Below are 20,191 nucleotides of genomic sequence, written 5' to 3'. Positions count from 1 at the left end.
CCGGCTACTTGGCGTCCAGTGCCTCGTCCACCTCGTCCTCGGTCACGTCAGGCACCCCGAGGTGTTCGAACAGCTTGACCCATCGGAGGTCGGCCTTGGTGACTTTGCGTTCCAGGTCGCCCCATCGCATAGGGTTACCGCCCATCCAGCACCTCGTCCACCTCGGCCTCAGTGGTCTCGGGAATTCCCATGTGCCTCAACATCTTGAGCACGTTGAGGTCGGTCCGCGTGGTCCTGCGCTCGAGCCGGTAGATCGACTCCCCGTAGCTGGTCTCGATTTCCGACATGCGCGCCTCCAGTGCCGTCACACGAACAGCCACAGCATGCAGGGATGTCATCTTCGAACGCCACCTGTCTTCCGTCCTATCCACCATCAGTGGTCCCACACCTCGATCCCCCGGACGACGAACGGCGCGTTGGGCACGTAGGTCCCACCGCCCGGGTACGTCGTGAACTCGCCTTCGGTCGAGCAGTCCGCCCCCTGGTACACGGTCACCAACCGCGTGGACAGGTTCACGAACGACCGAGCCTCCGGCACCGACACACAGGAACCCGGATTCACCGTCGTCAAGTCAAGGCGCTGTTGGGTGTCTCCGTAGGACGGTGACTGCCACAGGCACAACTCCCCCTGGTCGCAGGGCACGTCGGGGCAGGCCGACGCGGCCCCGGTCGAGCCGAGGAAACCCAGGCAGGCCAGCACGAGAACAACGAACGCACGCATAAGAGAAGCCCCTCTGTCGTCGCGGGTGGTTATGCAACAACAGAGGGGCTTCCCGGGCCGATCAGGGCAACACGATCGGGTGAATCACTCGGTGTAGGTCAGGTTCTTCCCGGACGCCGGGTCGAAGAGCTGGATCTTGTCCGAGTCGTACCAGAGGTCCAACGGCTGGCCGGCCACGGCGCCGGACGACGCCGCGAGCCGCGTGACGATCGACGAACCGCTGGCGGGCACGTCCGTCGAGCCGGCGTCGGCCGCCAGCTCGTCGAGCTCCGCCGTGGTGGCCGTCTCGCCCTCCACGGTGAAGTACGCGTACTTGTCCGAGCCCATGGACTCGAGCACGTCGACGGTCGCGGTGAAGGAGCCGCCTGGCTTGCCCTCCACCAGCTTCGCGTCCTCGAAGTGCTCCGGGCGGATGCCCGCGATCAGCTCGCGCGGGGCGTTGGCCGCCTCGGCGAGCCGCCGGATCCGGTCGGACAGCGTGACCGTGCCCAGCGGCGTGTTCAGCGCGCCGTTCTCCAGCGTGCCCGGCAGGAAGTTCATCGCCGGGGAGCCGATGAAACCGGCCACGAACAGGTTCGCCGGCTGCTCGTAGAGGAACTGCGGCGAGCCCACCTGCTGCACCAGACCACCGCGCAGCACCACGACCCGGTCGCCCAGGGTCATGGCCTCGGTCTGGTCGTGCGTGACGTACACGGTGGTGGTGCCGAGCTGCTTCTGCAGCTTCGAGACCGACGTGCGCATCTGCACGCGCAGCTTGGCGTCCAAGTTGGACAGTGGCTCGTCCATCAGGAACGCCTTGGGCGAACGCACGATCGCGCGGCCCATGGCCACCCGCTGGCGCTGGCCACCGGACAGGTTGCCCGGCTTGCGGTCGAGGTGGGCGACGAGGTCGAGGATCTCCGCGGCCTCGTTCACCTTGGCCTGCACGGTCGCGTCGTCCACCTTGGCCAGGCGCAGGGGGAACGCCATGTTCTCCCGCACGCTCATGTGCGGGTAGAGCGCGTAGGACTGGAACACCATCGCGATGTCCCGGTCCTTGGGCGCCTTCTCGTTCACCCGCTGGCCGTCGATGCGCAGCTCGCCTTCGGAGATGTCCTCCAGGCCCGCGATCATGTTCAGCGTCGTGGACTTCCCGCAACCGGACGGGCCGACCAGGATGATGAACTCGCCATCCGCGATCTGCAGGTCCACTTCGGACACCGCGAGGGCACCGTCCGGGTACCGCTTGGTGATCTTGTCAAGAACGATTTCAGCCATTGGTCCTACCTCAGCCCTTCACGGCGCCGGACGTCAGCCCCGCGACGATGCGGCGCTGGAAGAACAACACGAACAGGATGATCGGGATCGTGATGATCACCGCCGCCGCGGAGATCGTCCCGTTGGGTGCCTCGAACTGCGAGGCACCGGTGAAGAACGACAGCGCCGCGGGCACCGTCCTCGACGACGTGGTCGAGGTCAGCGAGATCGCGAACAGGAAGTCGTTCCAGCAGAAGATGAACACCAGGATGGCCGTGGTGAACACACCGGGTGCCGCCAGGGGGGCGATCACCTTGCGGAACGCCTGCGCCGGGGTCGCGCCGTCCATCTTCGCGGCCTTCTCGAGCTCCCAGGGGATCTCGCGGAAGAACGCCGACAGCGTGTAGATCGCCAGCGGCAGCGCGAAGGTGATGTACGGCAGGATCAGGCCCGGCCACGTGTCGAACAGGCCGATGTTCCGCTCGATGTTGAACAGCGGCGACACCAGCGACACCTGCGGGAACATCGCGATCAGCAGCGAGACGCCGACGAGGGCCTTCTTGCCGGGGAAGTCCAGGCGCGCGACCGCGTACGCGGCCATCGTGCCCAGCACCACGGCGATGATCGTCGAGATCAACGCGATGCCGATCGAGTTCACCAGCGCGCTGACGAACTCGTTGGTCTTGAAGATGTCCTGGTAGTTCTTCCAGGTCCATTCCTTGGGGAAGAAGCTCTTGTCGTTCAGACCGTCGGCGGTCTTGAACGACAACGACAGGATCCACAACACCGGGATCAACGCGTAGGCGACGACCAGGATGTCGATCAGCGCCCACTTGACCTTCTTGCCGGCCCCGCTCGGCACGCGGCCGGTCGTGCGGGCCGGCGGTGCCGGCTTCGTGTTGTCGGTGACCTGGTCAATGTCGACGGACATCAGCGCTTACCCCCGTCGTCCGAGCCCGGCGCACTCGTGCCGAAGACCTTGATGAAGATGAAGGCGATGATCGCCACCGAGATGAAGATCAGCACCGCCATCGTGGAGCCGATGCCCAGGTTCAGGCCCTTCAACAGGTTGTTGTAGGTCTGCATGGACACCGATGACGTGTCGTTCTGCCCGGTCGTCAACACGTAGATGTTGTCGAAGATGCGGAACGCGTCCAGGGTGCGGAAGAGCAACGCCACCAGGATGGCCGGCTTCATCACCGGGACCATGACCTTGGTGAACCGCTGCCAGGCGTTCGCGCCGTCCATCGACGCGGCCTTGAGCAGGTCCTCGGGCACCAGGGCGAGGCCGGCCATCAGCAGCAACGCCATGAACGGCGTGGTCTTCCACACCTCGGCGAGGATGATGATGAAGATCGACGGCCAGGTGCTGGTCAGCGGCGCGGACTCCGAGCCGACGAGGTAACCGCTGTCGGTGTTCCACGCGAAGTACCACGAGAACGCCGCCACCACGGTCACGATGCCGTACGGGATCAGGGTGACCGTGCGGACCAGACCACGCCCGACCAGCGTCCGGTGCATGATCAACGCCAGCACCATGCCGAGCACGAGTTCGATGATCACCGACACGATCGTGATGAACATCGTGACGCCGTAGGCCGTCCACCAGTAGCCGTTGCTGAGCACGGCGCCGTAGTTGGCCAGCCCGATGAACTTCTGCTGGTCCGGGAAGTGCAGGTCGTAGCGCTCGAGCGACAACCAGATCGAGTAGAGGATCGGGTAGCCGGTGACCGCGATCATCACGATGGCGGCCGGCGCGATCAGCCAGAGACCGAGCCGGCGCTCGGCCCGTTTGCCTTCGCTGAGCGGGACCTTGCCCTTCTTGGCCGGTGCGGGCTCCGGTGTGGTCGCCGCAGTGACCTGGGTCGATTCACTCACGGCAGGACCCCCTTCGAGTCGAGGGCGAGTTGCAGCTGCTCACGCAGTTCGTTCGCCGTTCCCTGCGGGTCGATGTCCTGCGGCGGCGAGAGCAGCTTGGAGGTGACCGTCGAGGCGTTCTGGTAGATCGGGGTCAGCGGGCGCACCGCCGACTGCTCGACCGCCGAGAGGATGTCCGCCTTCATCGGGTATGCCGTGGCCATGCTCGGGTTGTCGTCGGCGTTGGCCGGCTTCGACGCGTCGAGCGGGGTGTCGTCGGTGTAGAGCGACCGCAGGGTCGGCGGGACACCGTCCTTGATGGCCGAGAACTTCTGGCTGTCCTTGCTGCGCAAGCACAAGGCGGCCTTGAAGGACTCCTCCGGGTGCTTGGAGTAGGCGCTCACCGCGAGGTTGAAGCCACCGATGGTGACCTTGCTCGGCACCCCGGGCACGGCGCTCGGGTAGCGCGCCCACTTCATGTGCTGCAGCGATTCCTTCATGGCCGGGTCGTCCTTGGCCGCGGACTGCATCGAGGCGTAGACGAACGGCCAGTTCAGCTCGAAGGCGCCCGCACCATCGGCGTTCTGGAAGCCCAGCTGCACCTGCTGCTCCTGCGCGCTGGTCAGCGCCGGCGACGTGACCCCCGACGTCGAGATCCGCTTGAGCAGCGCGAGCGCGGAGACCGCACCCTGGTCCATGACGACCTTGGTGCCGTCGTCGGACAGGAGGTGGCCGTTGCTGGAGGCCGTCAGCGTGTTGTAGAAGACCACGAGGCCCTCGTACTGCGCGCCGGTGAACAGGATCTGGTAGCGCTTGCTGCCCTTGGCCTTCAGGTCCTGGGCCTGCTTGATCATGTCGTCGAAGGTGGCCGGCGGGGTCGGCGTGATCCGGTCGTCGTACCAGAGCAACTGCACGTTGGTGTTCTTCGTGGCCGCGTACAGCTTGCCGTCGTACATCGCCGTCTTCAGCGGGCCTTCGATCACGTCCTGCTTGGCCGCCTGCTCGTTGGCGCCGGTCCACGGCTTGAGCCAGCCCGCCTTGGCGAACTCCGGCACCCAGGTGACGTCGAGGCCCAGGATGTCCAGGGCGTCGTCGCTGGCGGCGAGGCGGCGCACCATCTGCTGGCGCTGGCCGTCCGCGTCACGCGGCAGCTTGTTGTAGACGATCTTGTAGGCGCCGTGGGCCTGTGTGTTGCAGTTGTCGACGACGGACTGGAAGTTCTCTTCCGGGCCGTAGTACACGTTGATGGTGATGCCGCTGTCCGAACCGCAGGCGACCAGCGCCGGCGACCCTATGACCGCGGCGAGGACGCCAATAGCGACGCGTTTGCGCGTTGAGCGCCCGCGGATGCGTTGCTGGGCACTGCTCATCCGTCCCTGCCTCCTTCCCGACGAAAGCACGGGAGGAGCCAGGCTGCGCATGGGGAAACACAATTGTTGAACCCAGCACCTCGACGTGCATGACCGCGACGCGCGGGGACTTGACGCGTCCGACCGGTGCACAGAACCTAGGCCGGTTGATCACGGTCCGCAAGCATTCCGCGCAACGATTCAGAAAAAGGCGTAACGGCGAACGGCCTAGGCCGTTGCTCCACCTGGACCTATTGCCTGCTTGGCCAGCAGATCACGGCCCTGTTCGGCGTTGCGGGGCTGGCACAGCACGTCGTAGCGCCCGGCGACCAGTTGGCTGGCCGAGGCGATCTGCCGGTTGCCGCGCGTGCTGGCGTAGCCCACCGCGGCGAAGACCAGGCCGAACAGGGTGCCGGTGACCAGCCCGACCACGATCGGCACCAGGGACGCGGACTGCGTGCTGAACAACCCGAGCAGCAGGCCCACGAACAGGCCGAACCACGCGCCGGAGACCGCACCCGAGCCGAGGACCTTCGACCAGGTCAACCGGCCCACGACCCGTTCGACCAGCATCAGGTCGACCCCGACGACGGTGACGTCCTGCACCGGAAAGTCCTTGTCGGCCAGGTATTCCAAGGCCTTGTGCGCTTCTTCGTAGGTGTCGTAGGAGCCGATCGGCCACCCCGTCGGCGGCGTCGGGAGCCGCGGCACGCGAGGACTGGGCCTGCTCTGGCCCGAGAACGAACCGCTCACCTTCGGATCACCCTTCCACGCCAAACCTCGAGTCGGGGTCCATCCTGCCAATTCGACCCCGGTTGGCCGGAAGTGGCCATTACAAACCCCTAACTTTCCCCGAAAAGGGTTCACGTTGATGCATGCTTGACCATGAAACCGAGTCCCGCTCATCGGGGAGGGTGGACATGGTGTCGCGAACGAAGGTGAGCGCGCGGGCGCATGTCGTCCATGGGCTGGCCAGGACGTTCCTGCGTCCTGCCATGCGCTGGTGGCCGCTGACGCCGGTCACGATGGCACCGATCACGTGGTTCGACCACGCGATGCGGCTGCTGCCGAAGCCGCGCGGCGTGCGCTTCGAGCGCGCGGGGTTCGACGGGTACCACGGCGAGTGGGCCCGGGCCGCGGACGCCCGCGACGACGGCGCCGTCCTGTACTTCCACGGCGGGGCGTTCCTGTTCTGCGGGCTCGGCACGCACCGCGCGATCGCCGCGATGCTGTCGTCGACGGCCAAGGTGCCGGTGCTGTCGGTGGCGTACCGGCAACTGCCCGCCGTGCCGCTGCTCGGCACCATCGAGGACTGCCTCGGTGCCTACCGTTCGCTGCTCGACGCCGGCTACGCGCCGGACCGGATCGTCTTCGCGGGCGACTCGGCCGGCGGGCACCTCGCGTTCGCGACGGCGTTGCGGGCCATGGCGACCGGCCTGCCCGGCCCTGGTGGTCTCGTGGCGATCTCGCCGTGGCTCGACTTCGACGCCGGCGCCAAGCTCGTCCACGAGAACGCGCGCAAGGACGCCTACATCCCGTCGGTCCGGCTCGAGGCCATCGCCGCGATGTGCGCGGGCGGGGTGACGCCCATAGACCGCATGCTCTCCCCCGTCAACCACGACCTGAGCGAGCTGCCGCCGTCCTTGATCATCGTGGCCGAAGGCGAGATCCTGCGTGCCGACGGGGAGTTGATGGCCGCCCGCCTCGACGACGCCGGCGTTCCGTGCGAGCTGCAGGTGTGGCCGGGGCAGGTGCACGCGTTCCCGGTACTCGCGCAGCTGCTGCCGGAAAGCCGGGCCGCGGTGCGCGGCATCGGCGGCTTCGTGCGCTCGGTCCTGGCCAGCTCCGAAGCCGAGACCACTCAGCAGCAGGAGGAAGCCTCGGTCAGTGCTTGATAGCCGACCACCACGATCGCGGCCGCGCCTGTCTCGTGGAGGTCGGCCACGACCGGAGCGAGGCAGGCGGCCAAGAGGCCGCGATCCGCACGAACGAAGAGAGCGCAATGACACAGCAGCCGATCGAGGACGAGCCGGACGACTTGCCCGACCTCCCCGCCGGTTACGTGCGGGTGACCCGCCCAGGTCGCTCGGTTCCCAAGAAGCGCAAGGCATCCGTGTGGTGGGGCGTGGCCGGGTTCGTGGCCGTCGCAGCCGCCGCCGTCCTGGTGATCGTGCTGGTGAGCCTGCCGGACCCGCAGGACGAGGCGGACACGACGGCGCAGGCCGTCGCCGACGCGCTCACCGCACACGACCTCGACGGGGTCAGCTCCCTGCTGTGCGAGCACGCGGCCCGCTCACCCGAGATCACGGCGTTCTACCAGAGCTACGGCAACGCGAGCGTGCTCGCGGTCGAGGACCTCGGCAGCGGCTTCGCCAACGCCACACTGCGCTCCGCCGACCGGCCGGGCATCGACCTCGTGCTGCAGATGAGCATGGAGGACGACTCGTGGTGCGTGTTCGGGCCGGTGCCGTGCGAGGTGATGGACAGCGGTTCGGCCGGCCTGCCACCTGCGGACGTCTGTGAGAAGCGCCCGCGTGCCTAGCCGCGGGCCTTGTACTCGCGCAGCAGACCGCGGCTGATGATCGTCTTCTGGATCTCGCTGGTCCCCTCGCCGATGAGCAGGAACGGCGCCTCGCGCATGAGCCGCTCGATCTCGTACTCCTTGGAGTAGCCGTAGCCGCCGTGGATGCGGAAGGACTCCTGCGTGACCTCGGCGCAGTACTCCGACGCGAGGTACTTGGCCATGCCGGCCTCGACGTCGTTGCGCTCGCCGGAATCCTTGAGCCGCGCGGCGTTGACCATCATCAGGTGCGCGGCCTCGACCTTGGTGGCCATCTCCGCGAGCTTGAACGCGATGGCCTGGTGGTCGGCGATCTGCTTGCCGAAGGTCTTGCGCTGCTGGGCGTATTCGATCGCGAGCTCGAACGCGCGGATCGCGATGCCGCAGGCGCGGGCGGCCACGTTGACCCGGCCGACCTCGACGCCGTCCATCATGTGCGCGAAGCCCTTGCCGGACGCACCGCCGAGGATCTTGTCGGCGCCGACGCGGTAGTCGGCGAACACCGCTTCCGTTGTGTCGACGCCCTTGTAGCCCATCTTGTCGATCTTGCCGGGGATGGTCAGGCCGGGCGCGACCTCGCCGAAGCCGGGCTCCTTGTCGATCAGGAACGTGGTGAGGTTCTTGTGCGCCTTGTCCGCGCCTTCGTCGGTCTTCACCAGCAGGGCGATCAGGTTGGAGCTGCCACCGTTGGTGAGCCACATCTTCGCGCCGTCGATGACGTAGTCGTCGCCGTCCTTCTTGGCGCGCGTCTTGATCGCCGCGACGTCGGAGCCGAGGTCGGGCTCGGACATGGAGAACGAGCCGCGGATCTCGCCGGTCGCCATCTTGGGCAGGTAGTGCTGCTTCTGCTCGGGCGTGCCGTGTTGCTTGATCATGTGGGCAACGATGAAGTGCGTGTTGATCACGCCGGAGACGCTCATCCAGCCGCGGGCGATCTGCTCGACCACCAGCGCGTAGGTCAGCAGCGACTCGCCGAGCCCGCCGAACTCCTCGGGGATCGTGAGCCCGAACAGGCCCATCTCCTTCATGCCCTCGACGATGTCCGTGGGGTACTCGTCCGCGTGCTCCAGCGCCTGCGCGTGCGGGATGATCTCCTTGTCCACGAAGTCGCGGACGGTCGAGATGATCTCTTCCTGGACGTCGGTCAAGCCGGCGGTCTGGGCGAGGCGGGCCATCGGTGCTCCCATCGAGGTCGCGTCGAGAAGTTACCGAGCAGTATCCATCGGTTAACGCTCGTTCGCGCCCGGACGTGAGCTAGCTCGCGCGCAGCTTCGGCTCACCGGCCACGGCCGCGAGGCGGGCCTGGCTCGCCAGCTGGGCGTAGTGCACCGGCCGGGCCTGCAGGACGGGCCGGGGCTGGGCGAGCGGCTGGGCCTGGCGTGCCAGCTGGGCGTAGTGGGCCTGCGGCACCGGCTGGGCGTGGCGGACGGGCTCGGGCGCGGGGTTCGACGTCGCGGCGTTCAACACGGCGCCACAAGCCCGGCAGTCCTCCGCCAGGACGTAGACGTCGTCGCCGCAGCCGTGGCAGCGGGTGAACGAACGCTCGAAGAGGCTGTCACGCTTGCGCGAGCCGAACAGACTTCGGCCCTCCTTGGAGACTCGGTGCTTCGCCATGCCCCTAGGTTCACCCGGACGGGTGGGGTCCTGGCAAGTTGCCGACCGTTACCTGTGCGTTATCTCACGGCAACCTACCCGAGAGTTACACCCACCGTGAACAAGTCACGACTCCCCGGTGAGCCTGGTGAACACCTCGGCGAAGTCGCCCTCGATGTGCACCGCGATGCCGCCGTCCTCCGCGTCGTGGGTGATCTGGCTGAAGGAACCGTCCCGCCACCAGTACACGTGCGGGGTCACCGGACCGACGCTCGACTCGTGGTCGTGGCGGGCCATGTTGGCCATCGCCTCGATCGCGCCGATCACCTGACCGTCGCGTGGCACGTGGTACATCAGCACGTTGCGTGACGGCGCCGCCGCCAGCACCCCGTTCGGGAGCAGCGCTTCGCCGGTCGTGCGCAGCACCATCTCCGGCAGGATCAGCAACGTCGACGCGAGGTAGACCGACTCGCCGAGCAGCACCTGCACGCCCTGGATGTCGTTGCGCTCGTCGGCCTGGACCGTCCGCAGGTTGGCCAGCCCGGCCCGGCGCAGGTCCTCGAGGCCGTGCGGCGCGACCCGGTCGTCGGTGAAGACGCCGACCGCGTCGGGCAGGTCCAAGGCGAGCAGCTCGAGCACGCCGGGCAGCACCTCGCGGCCGTAGCTCCACCGGTCGGCGTCGGGCAGCGTGTTCGCGGGGTAGAGGCGCAGGTAGGTGCGGGCGAGCAGGTCCTCGACGGGGACGTCGAACTCGTCGGGTGCGTCGACCACGGCCAGCAGCCGGTTCACGTGCTCCTCGACCGCGGTCGGCCACTGCTTCTCCGGCAGCCCGGCGACCACGCGGGACAGCCCGTCCAGGCCGAACTCACGTCCGGAGCTGTCCTCCAGGTAGTCGGCGTACACCGTGACCTCGAGCCCCGCCTGGGCCATGCTTCGCCGGCTCAGGCTGCGCAATCGCTGAGCCTGTGCGGCCGAGAGCACGGGCAGCGCGTGATCCCGTGGCTCCCGTTCGTCGGTTTGGTCCCCTCTGCCGTCGCGGCGCTTGCCGAACAGTCCCATGAAGACACCCTACGGCCTCACGCCGTCGGCGGGCTCTCCTGCGCGGCCGGGGTCACCTCACCTTTGCGCGGCTCGGTGCGCGCGTCGAGGAAGCGCAGCAGCTCCACGGGGAACGGCAGGACCAGCGTCGAGTTCTTCTCCGCGGCCACCTCGACCACGGTCTCCAGCAGCCGCAACTGCAGCGCGGCCGGGGTGTCGGCCATCGCGGTGGCCGCCTCGGCGAGCTTGTGCGACGCCAGCAGCTCGCCCTCCGCCGCGATCACCCGGGCCCGGCGCTCGCGTTCGGCCTCGGCCTGCCGGGACATCGAGCGCTTCATGCTCTCGGGCAGCGAGACGTCCTTGATCTCCACGCGGTCGATCTGGATGCCCCACTCCAGGGCCGGGCTGTCGATCATCAGCTCGAGGCCCTCGTTGAGCCGTTCCCGGTTGGAGAGCAGGTCGTCGAGGTCGCTCTTGCCGATGATCGAGCGCAACGACGTCTGCGCGACCTGCCCGATGGCCTGCCGGTAGTTCTCGACCTTCACCACGGCCAGGCGCGGGTCGATGACCCGGAAGTACACGACCGCGTCGACCCGGACGGTCACGTTGTCGCGGGTGATGCCGTCCTGCGCGGGCACCGGCATCGTCACCACCTGCATGTTGACCTTCTGCAGCCGGTCGACCATCGGCATCAGCCAGGTCAGGCCCGGGTCACGCGGCTGGTCGAGCACCTTGCCGAAGCGGAACACCAGGCCCTGTTCGTACTGCTTGATCACCCGGGCGGTGCTGCTGAACGCGACCAGGCCGACCGCGAGCACCGTGAGGAGGAGGTAGAGAACGATCATGACGCGCTCCTGATCCGGACAAGCCGCGCGAGCATGGAAATCGGTGTCCACCAGCTTACGCTTTCCCGGTGTCGATCTCGGTGCCCGCGACGTTCGTGACCGGCCTCGTCGAGGCGGAGGGCGAGGCGCAACGCCCCTGGCTGGACGCGCTGCCCGCGCTCGCCGAGCGCTACCTGCGGCGGTGGCGGCTGACCCTCGACGACGGCGCACCGATGCACGGGATGGGCGCGCTCGTCCTGCCGGTGCGCACCGCGAGCGGCGACGCGGCCGTGCTCAAGGTGACCTGGCCCCACGTGGAGGCCGAGCACGAAGGCCTCGCCCTGCGGCTGTGGCAGGGCCGCAACGTGGTGCGCGTGCTGGACGCCGACGACGCGAACTTCGTGCTGCTGCTCGAACGCCTCGACCACACCCGGGTCCTGGACGACGCGCCGCTCGACGAGGCCGTGCACGTGTGCGCCGAGTTCCTGCGCACACTCGCGATCCCCGCACCGGCCGAGATCCGCCCGCTGGCCGCGGTGGCCAAGCGCTGGGTCACCGAGTTGCCGGAGCAGTCGAAGGGGATCGTGCCGGACCACGTCGTCGCCGAGGCGGTCGCGGCGTGCGAACGGTTCGGGCCCCTCGCGCGACCGCTGCTGACCAACGAGGACCTGCACTACGAGAACGTGCTCGGCCGGGACGGGACCTGGGTGATGATCGACCCGAAGCCGATCGCCGGTGACCCGGAATTCGGCGTGCTTCCGTTGCTGTGGAACAGGTTCGGCGAGGACGACGTGATGGCCCGCTACGCCACGATCGTGCGGGAGGCCGGCCTCGACGCCGAGCGGGCGCGGGGTTGGGCGCTGGCCCGCGCGGTCGACAACTGGATCTATCCCGAGCTGACGCCCGCGTGCCGGGCGGTGGGCCTGGCGCTGGCCGGATAGCCTGTGCCCGTGGCCGCCACCAACCGGGTCTTCGCAGCTCAACTCGCAGGGCTACCGGTGTTCGGGCCCGACGGCGAGTCGATCGGCAAGATCCGTGACCTGGTAGCGGGGCTGCGGGCGGACCGGCAGCCCCCGCGGGTGCTCGGCCTGGTGGTCGAACTGGCCACCAGGCGACGGATCTTCGTGCCGATGCTGCGGGTCACCTCGATCGAGGCGAGCGCGGTGACCCTCGCCACCGGCTCGGTCAACCTGCGGCACTTCAGCCAGCGGCCCAACGAGGTCCTGGTGCTCGGCGAGTTGCTCGACGCCCAGGTGACCATCGAGGCCAGCGGTGCCGTGGCCAACGTCGTCGATGTGGGCATGGAGCAGATCCGCACCCGGGACTCGGTGCTCGGCCGGGTCGCCGTGCGCGAACGCACGGGCCGGCTCAGCCGGCGCGGGCCGATCCAGGTGCTGCGATGGGAAGAGGTGCTCGGCCCGGGCGTGCTGGAGCTGACCGGCCAGCCGCAGGACGCGCACCAACTGCTCGCCGTGTACGAGACCATGCGCGCCGCCGACGTGGCCGCGCACCTGCACGACCTGCCGACCAAGCGTCGTTACGAGGTGGCGGACGCGTTGGACGACGAGCGGCTCGCCGACGTGATCGAGGAGCTGCCCGACGAGGACCAGAAGGACCTGCTCGGGCACCTCGACGACGAACGCGCCGCCGACATCCTCGAGACGATGGACCCGGATGACGCCGCCGACCTGCTGGCCGAGCTGGACGAGCTGGAGAAGGACCGGCTGCTGGAGCTGATGGAGCCCGAGGAGTCGGCGCCGGTGCGACGGCTGCTGGAGTACTCCTCGCACACCGCGGGCGGCCTGATGACCCCGGAACCGATCGTGCTCACGCCCGACGCGACGATCGCCGAGGCGCTGGCCCGGGTGCGCAACCCGGACCTGACCCCCGCACTGGCCAGCATGGTGTTCGTGTGCCGGCCCCCGTCGGAGACGCCGACCGGGCGCTACCTGGGCTGCGTCCACATCCAGCGGCTGCTGCGCGAACCGCCGTCGGACCTGGTGGCGGGCGCGGTGGACAAGGAGCTGGCGAGCCTGCGCCCGGATGCCCTGCTCAGCGACGTGACCCGCTACTTCGCCGCGTACAACCTGGTGTGCGCGCCGATCGTGGACGACCAGGACCACCTGCTGGGCGCGGTCACCGTGGACGACGTGCTCGACCACCTGCTGCCCGAGGGCTGGCGGGAGACCACCTGGCAGGAAAGCCACCCGGAGGCCGCCGATGCCTGAACCGTTCACCCGGCGGCGCCTCGACCAGCCACGCGCGCCCCGCAGGCTCACGCTGAGGGTCGACCCGGAGGCGTTCGGCCGGTTCTCCGAGGGCCTCGCCCGCTTCCTCGGCACCGGCAAGTTCCTGTTCTGGCAGACGCTTCTGGTCATCACGTGGATCACGCTGAACCTGGTCGCGGTGTCGCTGCGCTGGGACCCGTACCCGTTCATCCTGCTGAACCTGGCCTTCTCCACGCAGGCCGCCTACGCCGCACCACTCATCCTGCTGGCCCAGAACCGCCAGGACGACCGGGACCGGGTCTCGCTGGAAGAGGACCGGGCCCGCGCCGCGCAGACCAAGGCGGACACGGAGTTCCTGGCCCGGGAGCTGGCCGCGCTGCGGATCGCCGTCGGTGAGGTGGCGACGCGGGACTACCTGCGCGGTGAACTGGACCGCCTGCGCGCCGACCTGGACGCCAAGCCCCGCCCGCGCGAGAAGAAGACGTCGTACTGACTACTTCTCGTCGACGTGGTCGAGGAGGGCCTTGAGACCGGCGGTGCTGAATTCGAGGATGGGACCGTCGGTGTTCTTCGAGTCGCGGACGGCGACGCGGTGGCCGAGGTGAGCCATCTCCACGCAGTTGGGGTTGTTCGCGCTACGGCTGGACTTGCGCCAGCGGAGGTCGTCGGTCACGTGTCCTTCTCCATTCGTTTGAGCAAGTCTTTGATGAACCTGGCTGAGGCCTCCGGCGGGAGCGACACCGGGTAGATGCGGTCGACGGCACGCTTGTACGCGTGGACGTCCTCGTCCTCGTGCAGCATCAGCACCGATCGAAGCAAGCTGACAAAGGCAATCGAGTCGGAGTCAGCCGCCCGACCTTTCCGCACCAGGGTCGCCACGCTCGACTCGATGATTGCGAATGCGCCGTCGAGTCCGGGGTGCCAGTCACTGCCATCGGGGACGATGCGCAGCTCGATGTTCGGCCGGGCCGCCATCTCCAGAAGATGCGCTAGTTGTCCGATCGTGGTTTCGGTGCCTCCGATGTCCTGCCGCAGGGCGCTCTCCCCCAGCAACACCACCAACTCAGCGGGCTTCTTCTTTCTCGTGACAATTTCGCGCCTGCCGATGCGCGTGGCGACGCGCGACGCAATCTCGCCGGTCTCGATCCCGGCCGCTGTCATGATCGCTCTGGTGTACTCGCTGGTCTGCAGCAAGCCGGGCACCAGCAGCGGGGCGACTTCCACGATCCGGGTGGCGTTCTGCTCCCAGTGCACAAAGGCTGCCATCTGCTGGCGCTGCTCGGGCAACGTAGTTGCCACCCATTGCGACTCGCCGGTGCCGTAGGCCAGCGTCATGATCTCTTCGTAGCGATCACCGCCCACGCCGAGATGCGTCAGGATTTGGGCCACCTGCTCCGGTTTCGGCGTGCGGTCGCCGGTCTCCCAACGTGACAGCACACCGATGTCGCGCTTGATCGCAGCAGCCACCTCGCGCAGGAGCAAGCCCTTTTCTTCGCGCGCCTGCCGGAGTTCGGCGCCCAGCGCGCGGGCCTTCGGGGTTCGAGCCACAGCCTTGATCTCCGGGTTGTCGGCCGGTAACAGCATAGCGTCACCGGGTCGCGGGCCAACCTCACCTGTTGCGCCTAGGCAAGGCATTTTGTCGGCGTCAGCTCTTCACCAGAGACTTGGCAAGTCCGCAAATCGAACCTAGCACCGGGAACGAGAGCAACCCCCATGGCCAGTCCTGTCGTCAAAGCCGACAAGCCAGTATTCCGTGGTCCGCGCGGCCCGGTGCCGTATGTCGCCCGATGGAGTGCCGAGGAAGTCCTCCCGGCGCCTCTTGTCGAGACGCGGCAGGGCATCGCCTACGCCGATGAGTCCTCAGTGGACCGTGACGGCCATCGCCTGCTGTGGACCCGTGTCTCCTCCTGCCCGGGAGTCGGCGAGCCGCTCTACCGGCAGATGCACCCGCTGCGCCAACGCCGCGCCATGCGGCGCCTGCTGTGCCAGGTCTGCGCGCGACCCGCCGATCACAACGAAGACGGCACGCTGTGGCTCATCTCCGACCAGCCCCACCGCTGGCCGGGCTGGCCCCGGCGGGCACAGATGACCCAGCCACCGCTGTGCCTGCGCTGCGCCCGCATCTCCGTGCGAGCCTGCCCCTCGTTCAACCGGGACCACCTCGCCATCCGCGCCCACTCGTTCGTCAGCGGCGCCTGGGGCGGGCTCTACGCCACCGGCTGGCCCAACCGCCACCCGCTCCTCACCGGCGCCCACACGGTGCAGTTCGACGATCCCCGCATCCAGTGGTTGCAGGCCGACCAGCTCACCCGCGAACTCACCGACTGCACCTACGTCGACCTCGACGCGTGAGGATGCCTCGACCGAATGGCGCGCAGATCCGCAGACGACGCCATGAACGCGGCCTCACCACCGCCGAACTCGCCGCCCGGGTCGGCTTCACCAATCCGGGCTCGTTGCGCAACATCGAGAACCGCGACGACGCGACCGCGATGATCAAGCTCCACCGCATCGCCCGGGAACTGGGCGTCGCGGTCGACGAAATCGTCGCTGACTAGCGGCCCGCCGGGCTCACCGACAGCATCCGGCCGGCCAGCCCGCGCGCCCGGACCGACAGCTTCTTCGCGATCTCCGTCAGCACCTGCGCCGCCGCGCTCTCCGGCACCGCCTTGACGATCGGCGTCCCCGCGTCGCCGGCCTCGCGCAGCCGCGGGTCCAGCGGCACCTGACCCAGCAACGGCACGTCGGCCCCGACGGCCTGGGACAGCGACGAAGCCACCGAGGCCCCGCCACCGGAACCGAAGACGTCCATCCGCCCGCCGTCGGGCAGTTCCAGCCACGACATGTTCTCGATCACGCCGGCGACCCGCTGACGGGTCTGCAGGGCGATCGCCCCGGCGCGCTCGGCCACCTCGGCCGCGGCCTGCTGCGGGGTGGTGACCACCAGGATCTCCGCGTTCGGGATCAACTGGGCCACCGAGATCGCGATGTCGCCGGTGCCAGGCGGCAGGTCGAGCAGCAGCACGTCCAGGTCGCCCCAGAACACGTCGGCCAGGAACTGCTGCAACGCGCGGTGCAGCATCGGCCCGCGCCAGACCACCGGGGTGTTGCCCGGCGTGAACATGCCGATCGAGATGACCTTCACGCCGTTGGCCTGGGGCGGCAGGATCATCTTCTCGACCTTGGTCGGCTTCTCCGTCGTGCCGACCATGCGCGGGATCGAGTGGCCGTAGATGTCGGCGTCCACGATGCCGACCTTCAGGCCGCGCTCGGCCATGGCCACCGCGAGGTTCACCGTCACGCTGGACTTGCCGACGCCGCCCTTGCCGGACGCGACGCAGTACACGCGCGTCAGCGAGCCCGGCTGGGCGAACGGGATGACCGGGTCCTCGCTCTCGCCGCGCAGCGAGCGGCGCAGCTCCGTGCGCTGCTGGTCGCTCATCACGTCCAGCGTCACGCGCACGTCGCGCACGCCGTCGAGCGCGGCCACCGCCGCGGTCACGTCCTTGGTGATCTTGTCGCGCAGCGGACAGCCCGCCACGGTCAGGTAGACCGCGACGTCGACGACCCCGTCCTCGCCGATGGTCACGTCCTTGACCATGCCGAGATCGGTGATCGGCTTGTTGATCTCCGGGTCCTGCACCGTGGCCAAGGCCTTGCGTACCGCATCGACATTGGGCATGGTCTGCGCGTTGCTCACGGGTTCCATGCTACGGACCGCCCACCCGCGCCCTCGCGGTCAGGCGTGCCTTCCGTACCATCGGCCTGTGCCCGATCAGGCCGTTTCCCGCGTCCCGACCCGCGAACAACTGAGCGCGTGGCGGTCGTTCCTGCGCGCCCACGCCCGGATAACCCGGCTCCTCGAGGCAGAGCTCGTCGCGGAGCGCAACCTGTCCCTCGGCGGCTACGACGTGCTGGTCCAGCTCGCCGAGGCGCCGCAGCGCCGCCTGCGGATGGCCGAACTCGCCGACGCCGTGCTGCTGTCGCGCTCCGGCGTGACCCGCCTGGTCGACCGGCTCGAGGTGGCCGGGCTGGTCTGCCGCGAACGCGTCGACAGCGACGGGCGGGGTGTGGTGGCGGTGCTCACACAGGCCGGGCTGGACACGTTGCGCACGGCGTCGCGCACCCACCTCGCCGGCGTCGTCGAGCACTTCGTCTCGCTGCTCGGCGAGGACGAACTGAACGAGATCGGCGCGGTCTGCGAACGCCTAGCAACCCAGTGATCCTGCGCTCGGTCGCGCTGTTCGTACTCGCCGCGGTCCTCGAGATCGGCGGCGCATGGCTGATGTGGCAAGGCATCCGCGAGCACCGCGGCTGGGCGTGGATCGGCGCGGGCGCACTCGCGCTCAGCCTCTACGGCGTGGTCGCCACGTTCCAGTCCGACGCGAACTTCGGCCGCATCCTGGCCGCCTACGGCGGGATCTTCGTGGCCGGCTCGCTCGCGTGGGGCGTGGTCGCCGACGGCTACCGACCCGACCGGTTCGACCTCGCCGGCGCGGTGATCTGCCTGCTCGGCATGGCCGTGATCATGTACGCACCCCGCACCTGACCAGGCAATATTCCGAACCTCGACTTCAGCTCGTTATTTGGAAACATCGCTTCGACCGCCACTTGCTCGCCCGGCTTGTGGGACCCGGCTCAGGTGAGGTCGGGGTCCACCGGGGGCTTCTCGCCGGCTTCGAGCGGGCGGTTGTCGCTCTTCGTGGCGTCGGTGCCGTTGTTGCCGATCGGGCCCGGGTGGCCGTTCGGCTTGTACGACGAGTCGTCGCCCACGTCGTCGAAGAGGTGCTTCGTCATCGCGGCCCGGGGGTTGAAGCCGCGCAGGCGCTGCAGGTCCTCCAGCGGCTTGCGCAGCTCGTCGTACTCGGGACCCAGCTCGTTCTTCAGCTGGTCGCGCGCGCCCGAGGCGTACTCCCGCACCTTGCGCACGTTGCGGCCCAGCCACGCGGCCGCCGACGGCAGGCGTTCCGGGCCGAGGATGAACAGCCCGGCGAGCACCAGCACCAGGATTTCGGGCCACCCGACGTTCTCGAACACGTGAACCAGCCTAATCCGAGCGCAACGTCACTTGAACCGTGAGATCTCGCCCTTGCCGTGCCAGTTCCACCGGGACGGTGTCGCCTGGGTTGTGCTCGCGCACCGCGACGGTCAGTTCGGGGGCGTTGCGCACCGGCCGGTCGCCGACCTTGCGGATCACGTCGCCCTCGCGGATGCCCGCCTGCTTGGCCGCGCCGCCGTCGACGACGTTGACCACCTGGGCGCCCTCCGCCGTCTCCGCCGACACCGAGCGGACGTTCACGCCGAGGTCCGCGTGCGCGACCTTGCCGGTCCTGATCAGCGACTCGGCCACCTTGCGGGCGTCGTTGACCGGGATCGCGAAGCCGAGGCCGATGCTGCCCGAGTCCTCGCCGCCACCGCTGCGGATGGCCGAGTTGATGCCGACGAGCGCGCCGGTGGTGTCCACGAGCGCACCGCCGGAGTTGCCGTGGTTGATGGCCGCGTCGGTCTGGATCGCGTCGTAGGTGACGGTGCCGCCGCCGGCGCCGTCGTCCGCGGTGACCGGGCGGTGCAGCGCGGACACGATGCCGGACGTGACCGTGTCGGCCAGGCCGAGCGGCGAGCCGATCGCGATGACCTCGTCGCCGACCTGCAGGTCGTCGGAGTTGCCGAACTGGATCACGGTGAGGTCGGTCAAGTCGACCTTGATCACCGCGAGGTCGGTCTTCGGGTCGGTGCCCACGACCTGTGCCGGGACCCGCTTGCCGTTGGTGAAGACGGCGGTGATCTTGGCGCTGGAGTCCTGGCTGCCCGCGTCGACCACGTGGAAGTTGGTGAGCACGTAGCCCTTGCCGTCGATCACCACGCCCGAACCGACCGCGGAGACCTGGTTCCCGCGGATCTCGATGGACACGACCGCCGGGGTGACCCGGTGCGCGATGTCGGCGACCGACCCGGCCGGGCGTTCCTTGGCCGGCGAGACGGTGGCCAGGGAGACACCGTCGTCGGTGAGCGAGTCGCCTTGCTTGCCCAGGAAGAACCCGAGCGCGCCGCCCGCGGTGCCGATCAGCAGCGCGACGACGGCGAGCAGGATCAACGCGACCGGCTTCACCCGCCGGCCGAACAACAGCTCGGGCAGGCTCAGCAGCGGGCCCTTGGGCTTGGCCTTGGTGGCGGGTTCGTCGTCGTTGGGGTCCAGCGCCGGCGGCCCGACGACCGCGCCCGCACCGGGATCGCGCCACGGTGACGAACCCGACCACATCGGGTCTTCGGCGTCCGGCCCCTCGTCGACCTCACCCGGCGGGCGCTGCAGGGTCTCGCCGTTGGTGGTCGGCGGCCGGCTGAAGGCCGAGACCAGGGCTTGCGGGGGCGGCGGCGCCGAGCGGATGCCGCCGAGGTGGTTGGCGTTGGTGGGCGCGAAGGCGCCCTGCACGCCGTTCGGGCGGGCGAAGACGGCGGCCGCACCCGGATCGACCGGTGGGCGCTCCAACGGGCGCGGCCCGACCCGCTGGTCGGCGGGGATGCGCCCGGCCTCGGGTTGGGTGTCGTTGTCGTGCTGCTCAGTCATCGCTCGTCGGTCACCAGGCTCCGCTCGGCTTGTGCTGATCAGACTGCCTGGTCCCCAGTGAAGTTACGGTTTCGACCCCGCCAACCATGGCGAGTCCCCTCTTCCGACCCGGTGTGTCCCCTCTTCTGACCGGGTGTGTCCCCTCTTCCGAACATGGGACGTACCCCGCGCGAACGTGGGACACGCCCGACGGGAACGTGGGACACACCCCGCGCGAATG

General features: G+C 68.8%; 26 protein-coding genes. 9 read left to right on the top strand and 17 right to left on the bottom strand.

The window, feature by feature from the left end:
* Window positions 1-4: 4 nt before the first annotated feature.
* The 8 genes from EV186_RS40590 to EV186_RS30030 all read right to left on the bottom strand — a co-directional run bounded on the left by EV186_RS40590 (window position 5) and on the right by EV186_RS30030 (window position 5,916).
* Window positions 5-130 (bottom strand): hypothetical protein, encoded by a 126-nt coding sequence (locus EV186_RS40590; protein WP_279538340.1) that lies wholly within the window; start codon window positions 128-130, stop codon window positions 5-7.
* A 4-nt stretch (window positions 131-134) separates the two neighbouring features.
* The gene (locus tag EV186_RS39125; RefSeq protein ID WP_166659393.1) at window positions 135-287 is read right to left on the bottom strand and encodes a hypothetical protein; all 153 of its coding nucleotides are present in this window, start codon (window positions 285-287) and stop codon (window positions 135-137) included.
* A gap of 86 nt (window positions 288-373) precedes the next feature.
* On the bottom strand, window positions 374-721 hold the full coding sequence (locus EV186_RS30055; protein WP_133852840.1) for a peptidase inhibitor family I36 protein: 348 nt from the start codon (window positions 719-721) through the stop codon (window positions 374-376).
* 84 nt (window positions 722-805) lie between these two features.
* Window positions 806-1,978 (bottom strand): ABC transporter ATP-binding protein, encoded by a 1,173-nt coding sequence (locus tag EV186_RS30050; protein ID WP_133852839.1) that lies wholly within the window; start codon window positions 1,976-1,978, stop codon window positions 806-808.
* A 10-nt stretch (window positions 1,979-1,988) separates the two neighbouring features.
* Complete coding sequence (locus EV186_RS30045) at window positions 1,989-2,888, bottom strand: carbohydrate ABC transporter permease (protein ID WP_133852838.1); 900 nt, start codon at window positions 2,886-2,888, stop codon at window positions 1,989-1,991.
* Window positions 2,888-3,835, bottom strand: a complete 948-nt coding sequence (locus tag EV186_RS30040; RefSeq protein ID WP_133852837.1) for a carbohydrate ABC transporter permease — start codon at window positions 3,833-3,835, stop codon at window positions 2,888-2,890. The genes EV186_RS30045 and EV186_RS30040 overlap by 1 nt, the downstream gene beginning before the upstream one ends.
* Complete coding sequence (locus EV186_RS30035; protein ID WP_133852836.1) at window positions 3,832-5,184, bottom strand: ABC transporter substrate-binding protein; 1,353 nt, start codon at window positions 5,182-5,184, stop codon at window positions 3,832-3,834. The genes EV186_RS30040 and EV186_RS30035 overlap by 4 nt, the downstream gene beginning before the upstream one ends.
* Window positions 5,185-5,391: 207 nt before the next feature.
* The gene (locus tag EV186_RS30030) at window positions 5,392-5,916 is read right to left on the bottom strand and encodes a YflT domain-containing protein (RefSeq protein ID WP_133852835.1); all 525 of its coding nucleotides are present in this window, start codon (window positions 5,914-5,916) and stop codon (window positions 5,392-5,394) included.
* Window positions 5,917-6,083: 167 nt separating this feature from the next.
* On the opposite strand from EV186_RS30030, the gene EV186_RS30025 reads away from it, so the two are divergent.
* Window positions 6,084-7,058, top strand: coding sequence for an alpha/beta hydrolase (locus tag EV186_RS30025; protein WP_133852834.1), 975 nt, complete (start codon window positions 6,084-6,086; stop codon window positions 7,056-7,058).
* Window positions 7,059-7,165: 107 nt separating this feature from the next.
* Window positions 7,166-7,705, top strand: a complete 540-nt coding sequence (locus EV186_RS30020) for a hypothetical protein (protein ID WP_133852833.1) — start codon at window positions 7,166-7,168, stop codon at window positions 7,703-7,705.
* Here the strand turns inward: EV186_RS30020 and EV186_RS30015 are convergent.
* The 4 genes from EV186_RS30015 to EV186_RS30000 form a co-directional block, all read right to left on the bottom strand.
* Window positions 7,702-8,898 (bottom strand): acyl-CoA dehydrogenase family protein, encoded by a 1,197-nt coding sequence (locus EV186_RS30015; protein WP_133852832.1) that lies wholly within the window; start codon window positions 8,896-8,898, stop codon window positions 7,702-7,704. The two genes, EV186_RS30020 and EV186_RS30015, sit on opposite strands and share 4 nt — an antisense overlap.
* 79 nt (window positions 8,899-8,977) lie before the next feature.
* Window positions 8,978-9,337: a hypothetical protein gene (locus tag EV186_RS39120; protein WP_166659392.1), complete on the bottom strand. Its 360-nt coding sequence runs from the start codon at window positions 9,335-9,337 to the stop codon at window positions 8,978-8,980.
* A 105-nt stretch (window positions 9,338-9,442) separates the two neighbouring features.
* Window positions 9,443-10,375: a hypothetical protein gene (locus EV186_RS30005; protein WP_133852830.1), complete on the bottom strand. Its 933-nt coding sequence runs from the start codon at window positions 10,373-10,375 to the stop codon at window positions 9,443-9,445.
* Between the two features lie 17 nt (window positions 10,376-10,392).
* Window positions 10,393-11,199, bottom strand: coding sequence for a slipin family protein (locus tag EV186_RS30000; RefSeq protein WP_133852829.1), 807 nt, complete (start codon window positions 11,197-11,199; stop codon window positions 10,393-10,395).
* 68 nt (window positions 11,200-11,267) lie between these two features.
* On the opposite strand from EV186_RS30000, the gene EV186_RS29995 reads away from it, so the two are divergent.
* Genes EV186_RS29995 through EV186_RS29985 form a run of 3 tightly spaced genes read left to right on the top strand, consistent with a single transcriptional unit; the run spans window position 11,268 to window position 13,899 of the window.
* The gene (locus EV186_RS29995; protein WP_133852828.1) at window positions 11,268-12,119 is read left to right on the top strand and encodes an aminoglycoside phosphotransferase family protein; all 852 of its coding nucleotides are present in this window, start codon (window positions 11,268-11,270) and stop codon (window positions 12,117-12,119) included.
* Between the two features lie 9 nt (window positions 12,120-12,128).
* Entirely contained in the window at window positions 12,129-13,406 is a 1,278-nt protein-coding gene (locus EV186_RS29990) for a magnesium transporter MgtE N-terminal domain-containing protein (RefSeq protein ID WP_133852827.1), read from the top strand.
* Window positions 13,399-13,899 carry a DUF1003 domain-containing protein gene (locus EV186_RS29985; RefSeq protein ID WP_133852826.1) on the top strand — a complete coding sequence of 167 codons (501 nt, stop codon included), beginning with the start codon at window positions 13,399-13,401 and terminating at the stop codon, window positions 13,897-13,899. The genes EV186_RS29990 and EV186_RS29985 overlap by 8 nt, the downstream gene beginning before the upstream one ends.
* Here the strand turns inward: EV186_RS29985 and EV186_RS29980 are convergent, their stop codons facing one another.
* Window positions 13,900-14,079 carry a DUF397 domain-containing protein gene (locus EV186_RS29980; protein ID WP_133852825.1) on the bottom strand — a complete coding sequence of 60 codons (180 nt, stop codon included), beginning with the start codon at window positions 14,077-14,079 and terminating at the stop codon, window positions 13,900-13,902.
* The gene (locus EV186_RS29975; RefSeq protein ID WP_133852824.1) at window positions 14,076-14,990 is read right to left on the bottom strand and encodes a helix-turn-helix domain-containing protein; all 915 of its coding nucleotides are present in this window, start codon (window positions 14,988-14,990) and stop codon (window positions 14,076-14,078) included. The genes EV186_RS29980 and EV186_RS29975 overlap by 4 nt, the downstream gene beginning before the upstream one ends.
* Window positions 14,991-15,119: 129 nt before the next feature.
* Between EV186_RS29975 and EV186_RS29970 the strand changes: the two genes are divergently transcribed.
* The gene (locus EV186_RS29970; protein WP_133852823.1) at window positions 15,120-15,758 is read left to right on the top strand and encodes a hypothetical protein; all 639 of its coding nucleotides are present in this window, start codon (window positions 15,120-15,122) and stop codon (window positions 15,756-15,758) included.
* A 2-nt stretch (window positions 15,759-15,760) separates the two neighbouring features.
* Window positions 15,761-15,964 (top strand): helix-turn-helix transcriptional regulator, encoded by a 204-nt coding sequence (locus EV186_RS29965; protein ID WP_133852822.1) that lies wholly within the window; start codon window positions 15,761-15,763, stop codon window positions 15,962-15,964.
* Here EV186_RS29965 and EV186_RS29960 read toward each other — a convergent pair.
* Complete coding sequence (locus tag EV186_RS29960) at window positions 15,961-17,088, bottom strand: Mrp/NBP35 family ATP-binding protein (protein ID WP_424983743.1); 1,128 nt, start codon at window positions 17,086-17,088, stop codon at window positions 15,961-15,963. The genes EV186_RS29965 and EV186_RS29960 overlap by 4 nt on opposite strands.
* A gap of 85 nt (window positions 17,089-17,173) precedes the next feature.
* Between EV186_RS29960 and EV186_RS29955 the strand changes: the two genes are divergently transcribed.
* Together EV186_RS29955 and EV186_RS29950 are read left to right on the top strand one after the other, a co-directional pair.
* Entirely contained in the window at window positions 17,174-17,629 is a 456-nt protein-coding gene (locus EV186_RS29955; RefSeq protein WP_243754362.1) for a MarR family winged helix-turn-helix transcriptional regulator, read from the top strand.
* The gene (locus tag EV186_RS29950) at window positions 17,626-17,955 is read left to right on the top strand and encodes a YnfA family protein (protein ID WP_133852819.1); all 330 of its coding nucleotides are present in this window, start codon (window positions 17,626-17,628) and stop codon (window positions 17,953-17,955) included. Before EV186_RS29955 ends, EV186_RS29950 begins: the two co-directional genes overlap by 4 nt.
* A gap of 89 nt (window positions 17,956-18,044) precedes the next feature.
* Here EV186_RS29950 and tatB read toward each other — a convergent pair whose 3' ends face one another.
* Together tatB and EV186_RS29940 are read right to left on the bottom strand one after the other, a co-directional pair.
* On the bottom strand, window positions 18,045-18,443 hold the full coding sequence (gene tatB, locus EV186_RS29945) for a Sec-independent protein translocase protein TatB (RefSeq protein WP_133852818.1): 399 nt from the start codon (window positions 18,441-18,443) through the stop codon (window positions 18,045-18,047).
* A gap of 10 nt (window positions 18,444-18,453) precedes the next feature.
* Window positions 18,454-19,971: a S1C family serine protease gene (locus EV186_RS29940; RefSeq protein ID WP_133852817.1), complete on the bottom strand. Its 1,518-nt coding sequence runs from the start codon at window positions 19,969-19,971 to the stop codon at window positions 18,454-18,456.
* Between the last annotated feature and the right edge of the window lie 220 nt (window positions 19,972-20,191).

Origin of the sequence: Labedaea rhizosphaerae (genome assembly GCF_004362825.1) — a bacterium.
Taxonomy (GTDB): Bacteria; Actinomycetota; Actinomycetes; order Mycobacteriales; family Pseudonocardiaceae; genus Labedaea; species Labedaea rhizosphaerae.
The sequence above is the reverse complement of the archived record's forward strand: the minus strand, read 5'-3'. Positions and strand labels throughout refer to the sequence as shown.

Bases quoted from the DNA above. Each gene is read 5' to 3' on its own strand.
- EV186_RS30005 (WP_133852830.1), bottom strand. From the start codon at position 10,375: ATGGGACTGTTCGGCAAGCGCCGCGACGGCAGAGGGGACCAAACCGAC.
- EV186_RS29970 (WP_133852823.1), top strand. From the start codon at position 15,120: ATGGCCAGTCCTGTCGTCAAAGCCGACAAGCCAGTATTCCGTGGTCCG.
- EV186_RS30050 (WP_133852839.1), bottom strand. From the start codon at position 1,978: ATGGCTGAAATCGTTCTTGACAAGATCACCAAGCGGTACCCGGACGGT.
- EV186_RS30015 (WP_133852832.1), bottom strand. From the start codon at position 8,898: ATGGCCCGCCTCGCCCAGACCGCCGGCTTGACCGACGTCCAGGAAGAG.
- EV186_RS39125 (WP_166659393.1), bottom strand. From the start codon at position 287: ATGTCGGAAATCGAGACCAGCTACGGGGAGTCGATCTACCGGCTCGAG.
- EV186_RS29940 (WP_133852817.1), bottom strand. From the start codon at position 19,971: ATGACTGAGCAGCACGACAACGACACCCAACCCGAGGCCGGGCGCATC.
- EV186_RS29975 (WP_133852824.1), bottom strand. From the start codon at position 14,990: ATGCTGTTACCGGCCGACAACCCGGAGATCAAGGCTGTGGCTCGAACC.
- EV186_RS30045 (WP_133852838.1), bottom strand. From the start codon at position 2,888: ATGTCCGTCGACATTGACCAGGTCACCGACAACACGAAGCCGGCACCG.
- EV186_RS29960 (WP_424983743.1), bottom strand. From the start codon at position 17,088: ATGCCCAATGTCGATGCGGTACGCAAGGCCTTGGCCACGGTGCAGGAC.
- EV186_RS30025 (WP_133852834.1), top strand. From the start codon at position 6,084: ATGGTGTCGCGAACGAAGGTGAGCGCGCGGGCGCATGTCGTCCATGGG.
- EV186_RS29965 (WP_133852822.1), top strand. From the start codon at position 15,761: ATGCCTCGACCGAATGGCGCGCAGATCCGCAGACGACGCCATGAACGC.
- EV186_RS29985 (WP_133852826.1), top strand. From the start codon at position 13,399: ATGCCTGAACCGTTCACCCGGCGGCGCCTCGACCAGCCACGCGCGCCC.
- EV186_RS40590 (WP_279538340.1), bottom strand. From the start codon at position 130: ATGCGATGGGGCGACCTGGAACGCAAAGTCACCAAGGCCGACCTCCGA.
- EV186_RS30020 (WP_133852833.1), top strand. From the start codon at position 7,166: ATGACACAGCAGCCGATCGAGGACGAGCCGGACGACTTGCCCGACCTC.
- EV186_RS39120 (WP_166659392.1), bottom strand. From the start codon at position 9,337: ATGGCGAAGCACCGAGTCTCCAAGGAGGGCCGAAGTCTGTTCGGCTCG.
- EV186_RS30035 (WP_133852836.1), bottom strand. From the start codon at position 5,184: ATGAGCAGTGCCCAGCAACGCATCCGCGGGCGCTCAACGCGCAAACGC.
- EV186_RS30000 (WP_133852829.1), bottom strand. From the start codon at position 11,199: ATGATCGTTCTCTACCTCCTCCTCACGGTGCTCGCGGTCGGCCTGGTC.
- EV186_RS30055 (WP_133852840.1), bottom strand. From the start codon at position 721: ATGCGTGCGTTCGTTGTTCTCGTGCTGGCCTGCCTGGGTTTCCTCGGC.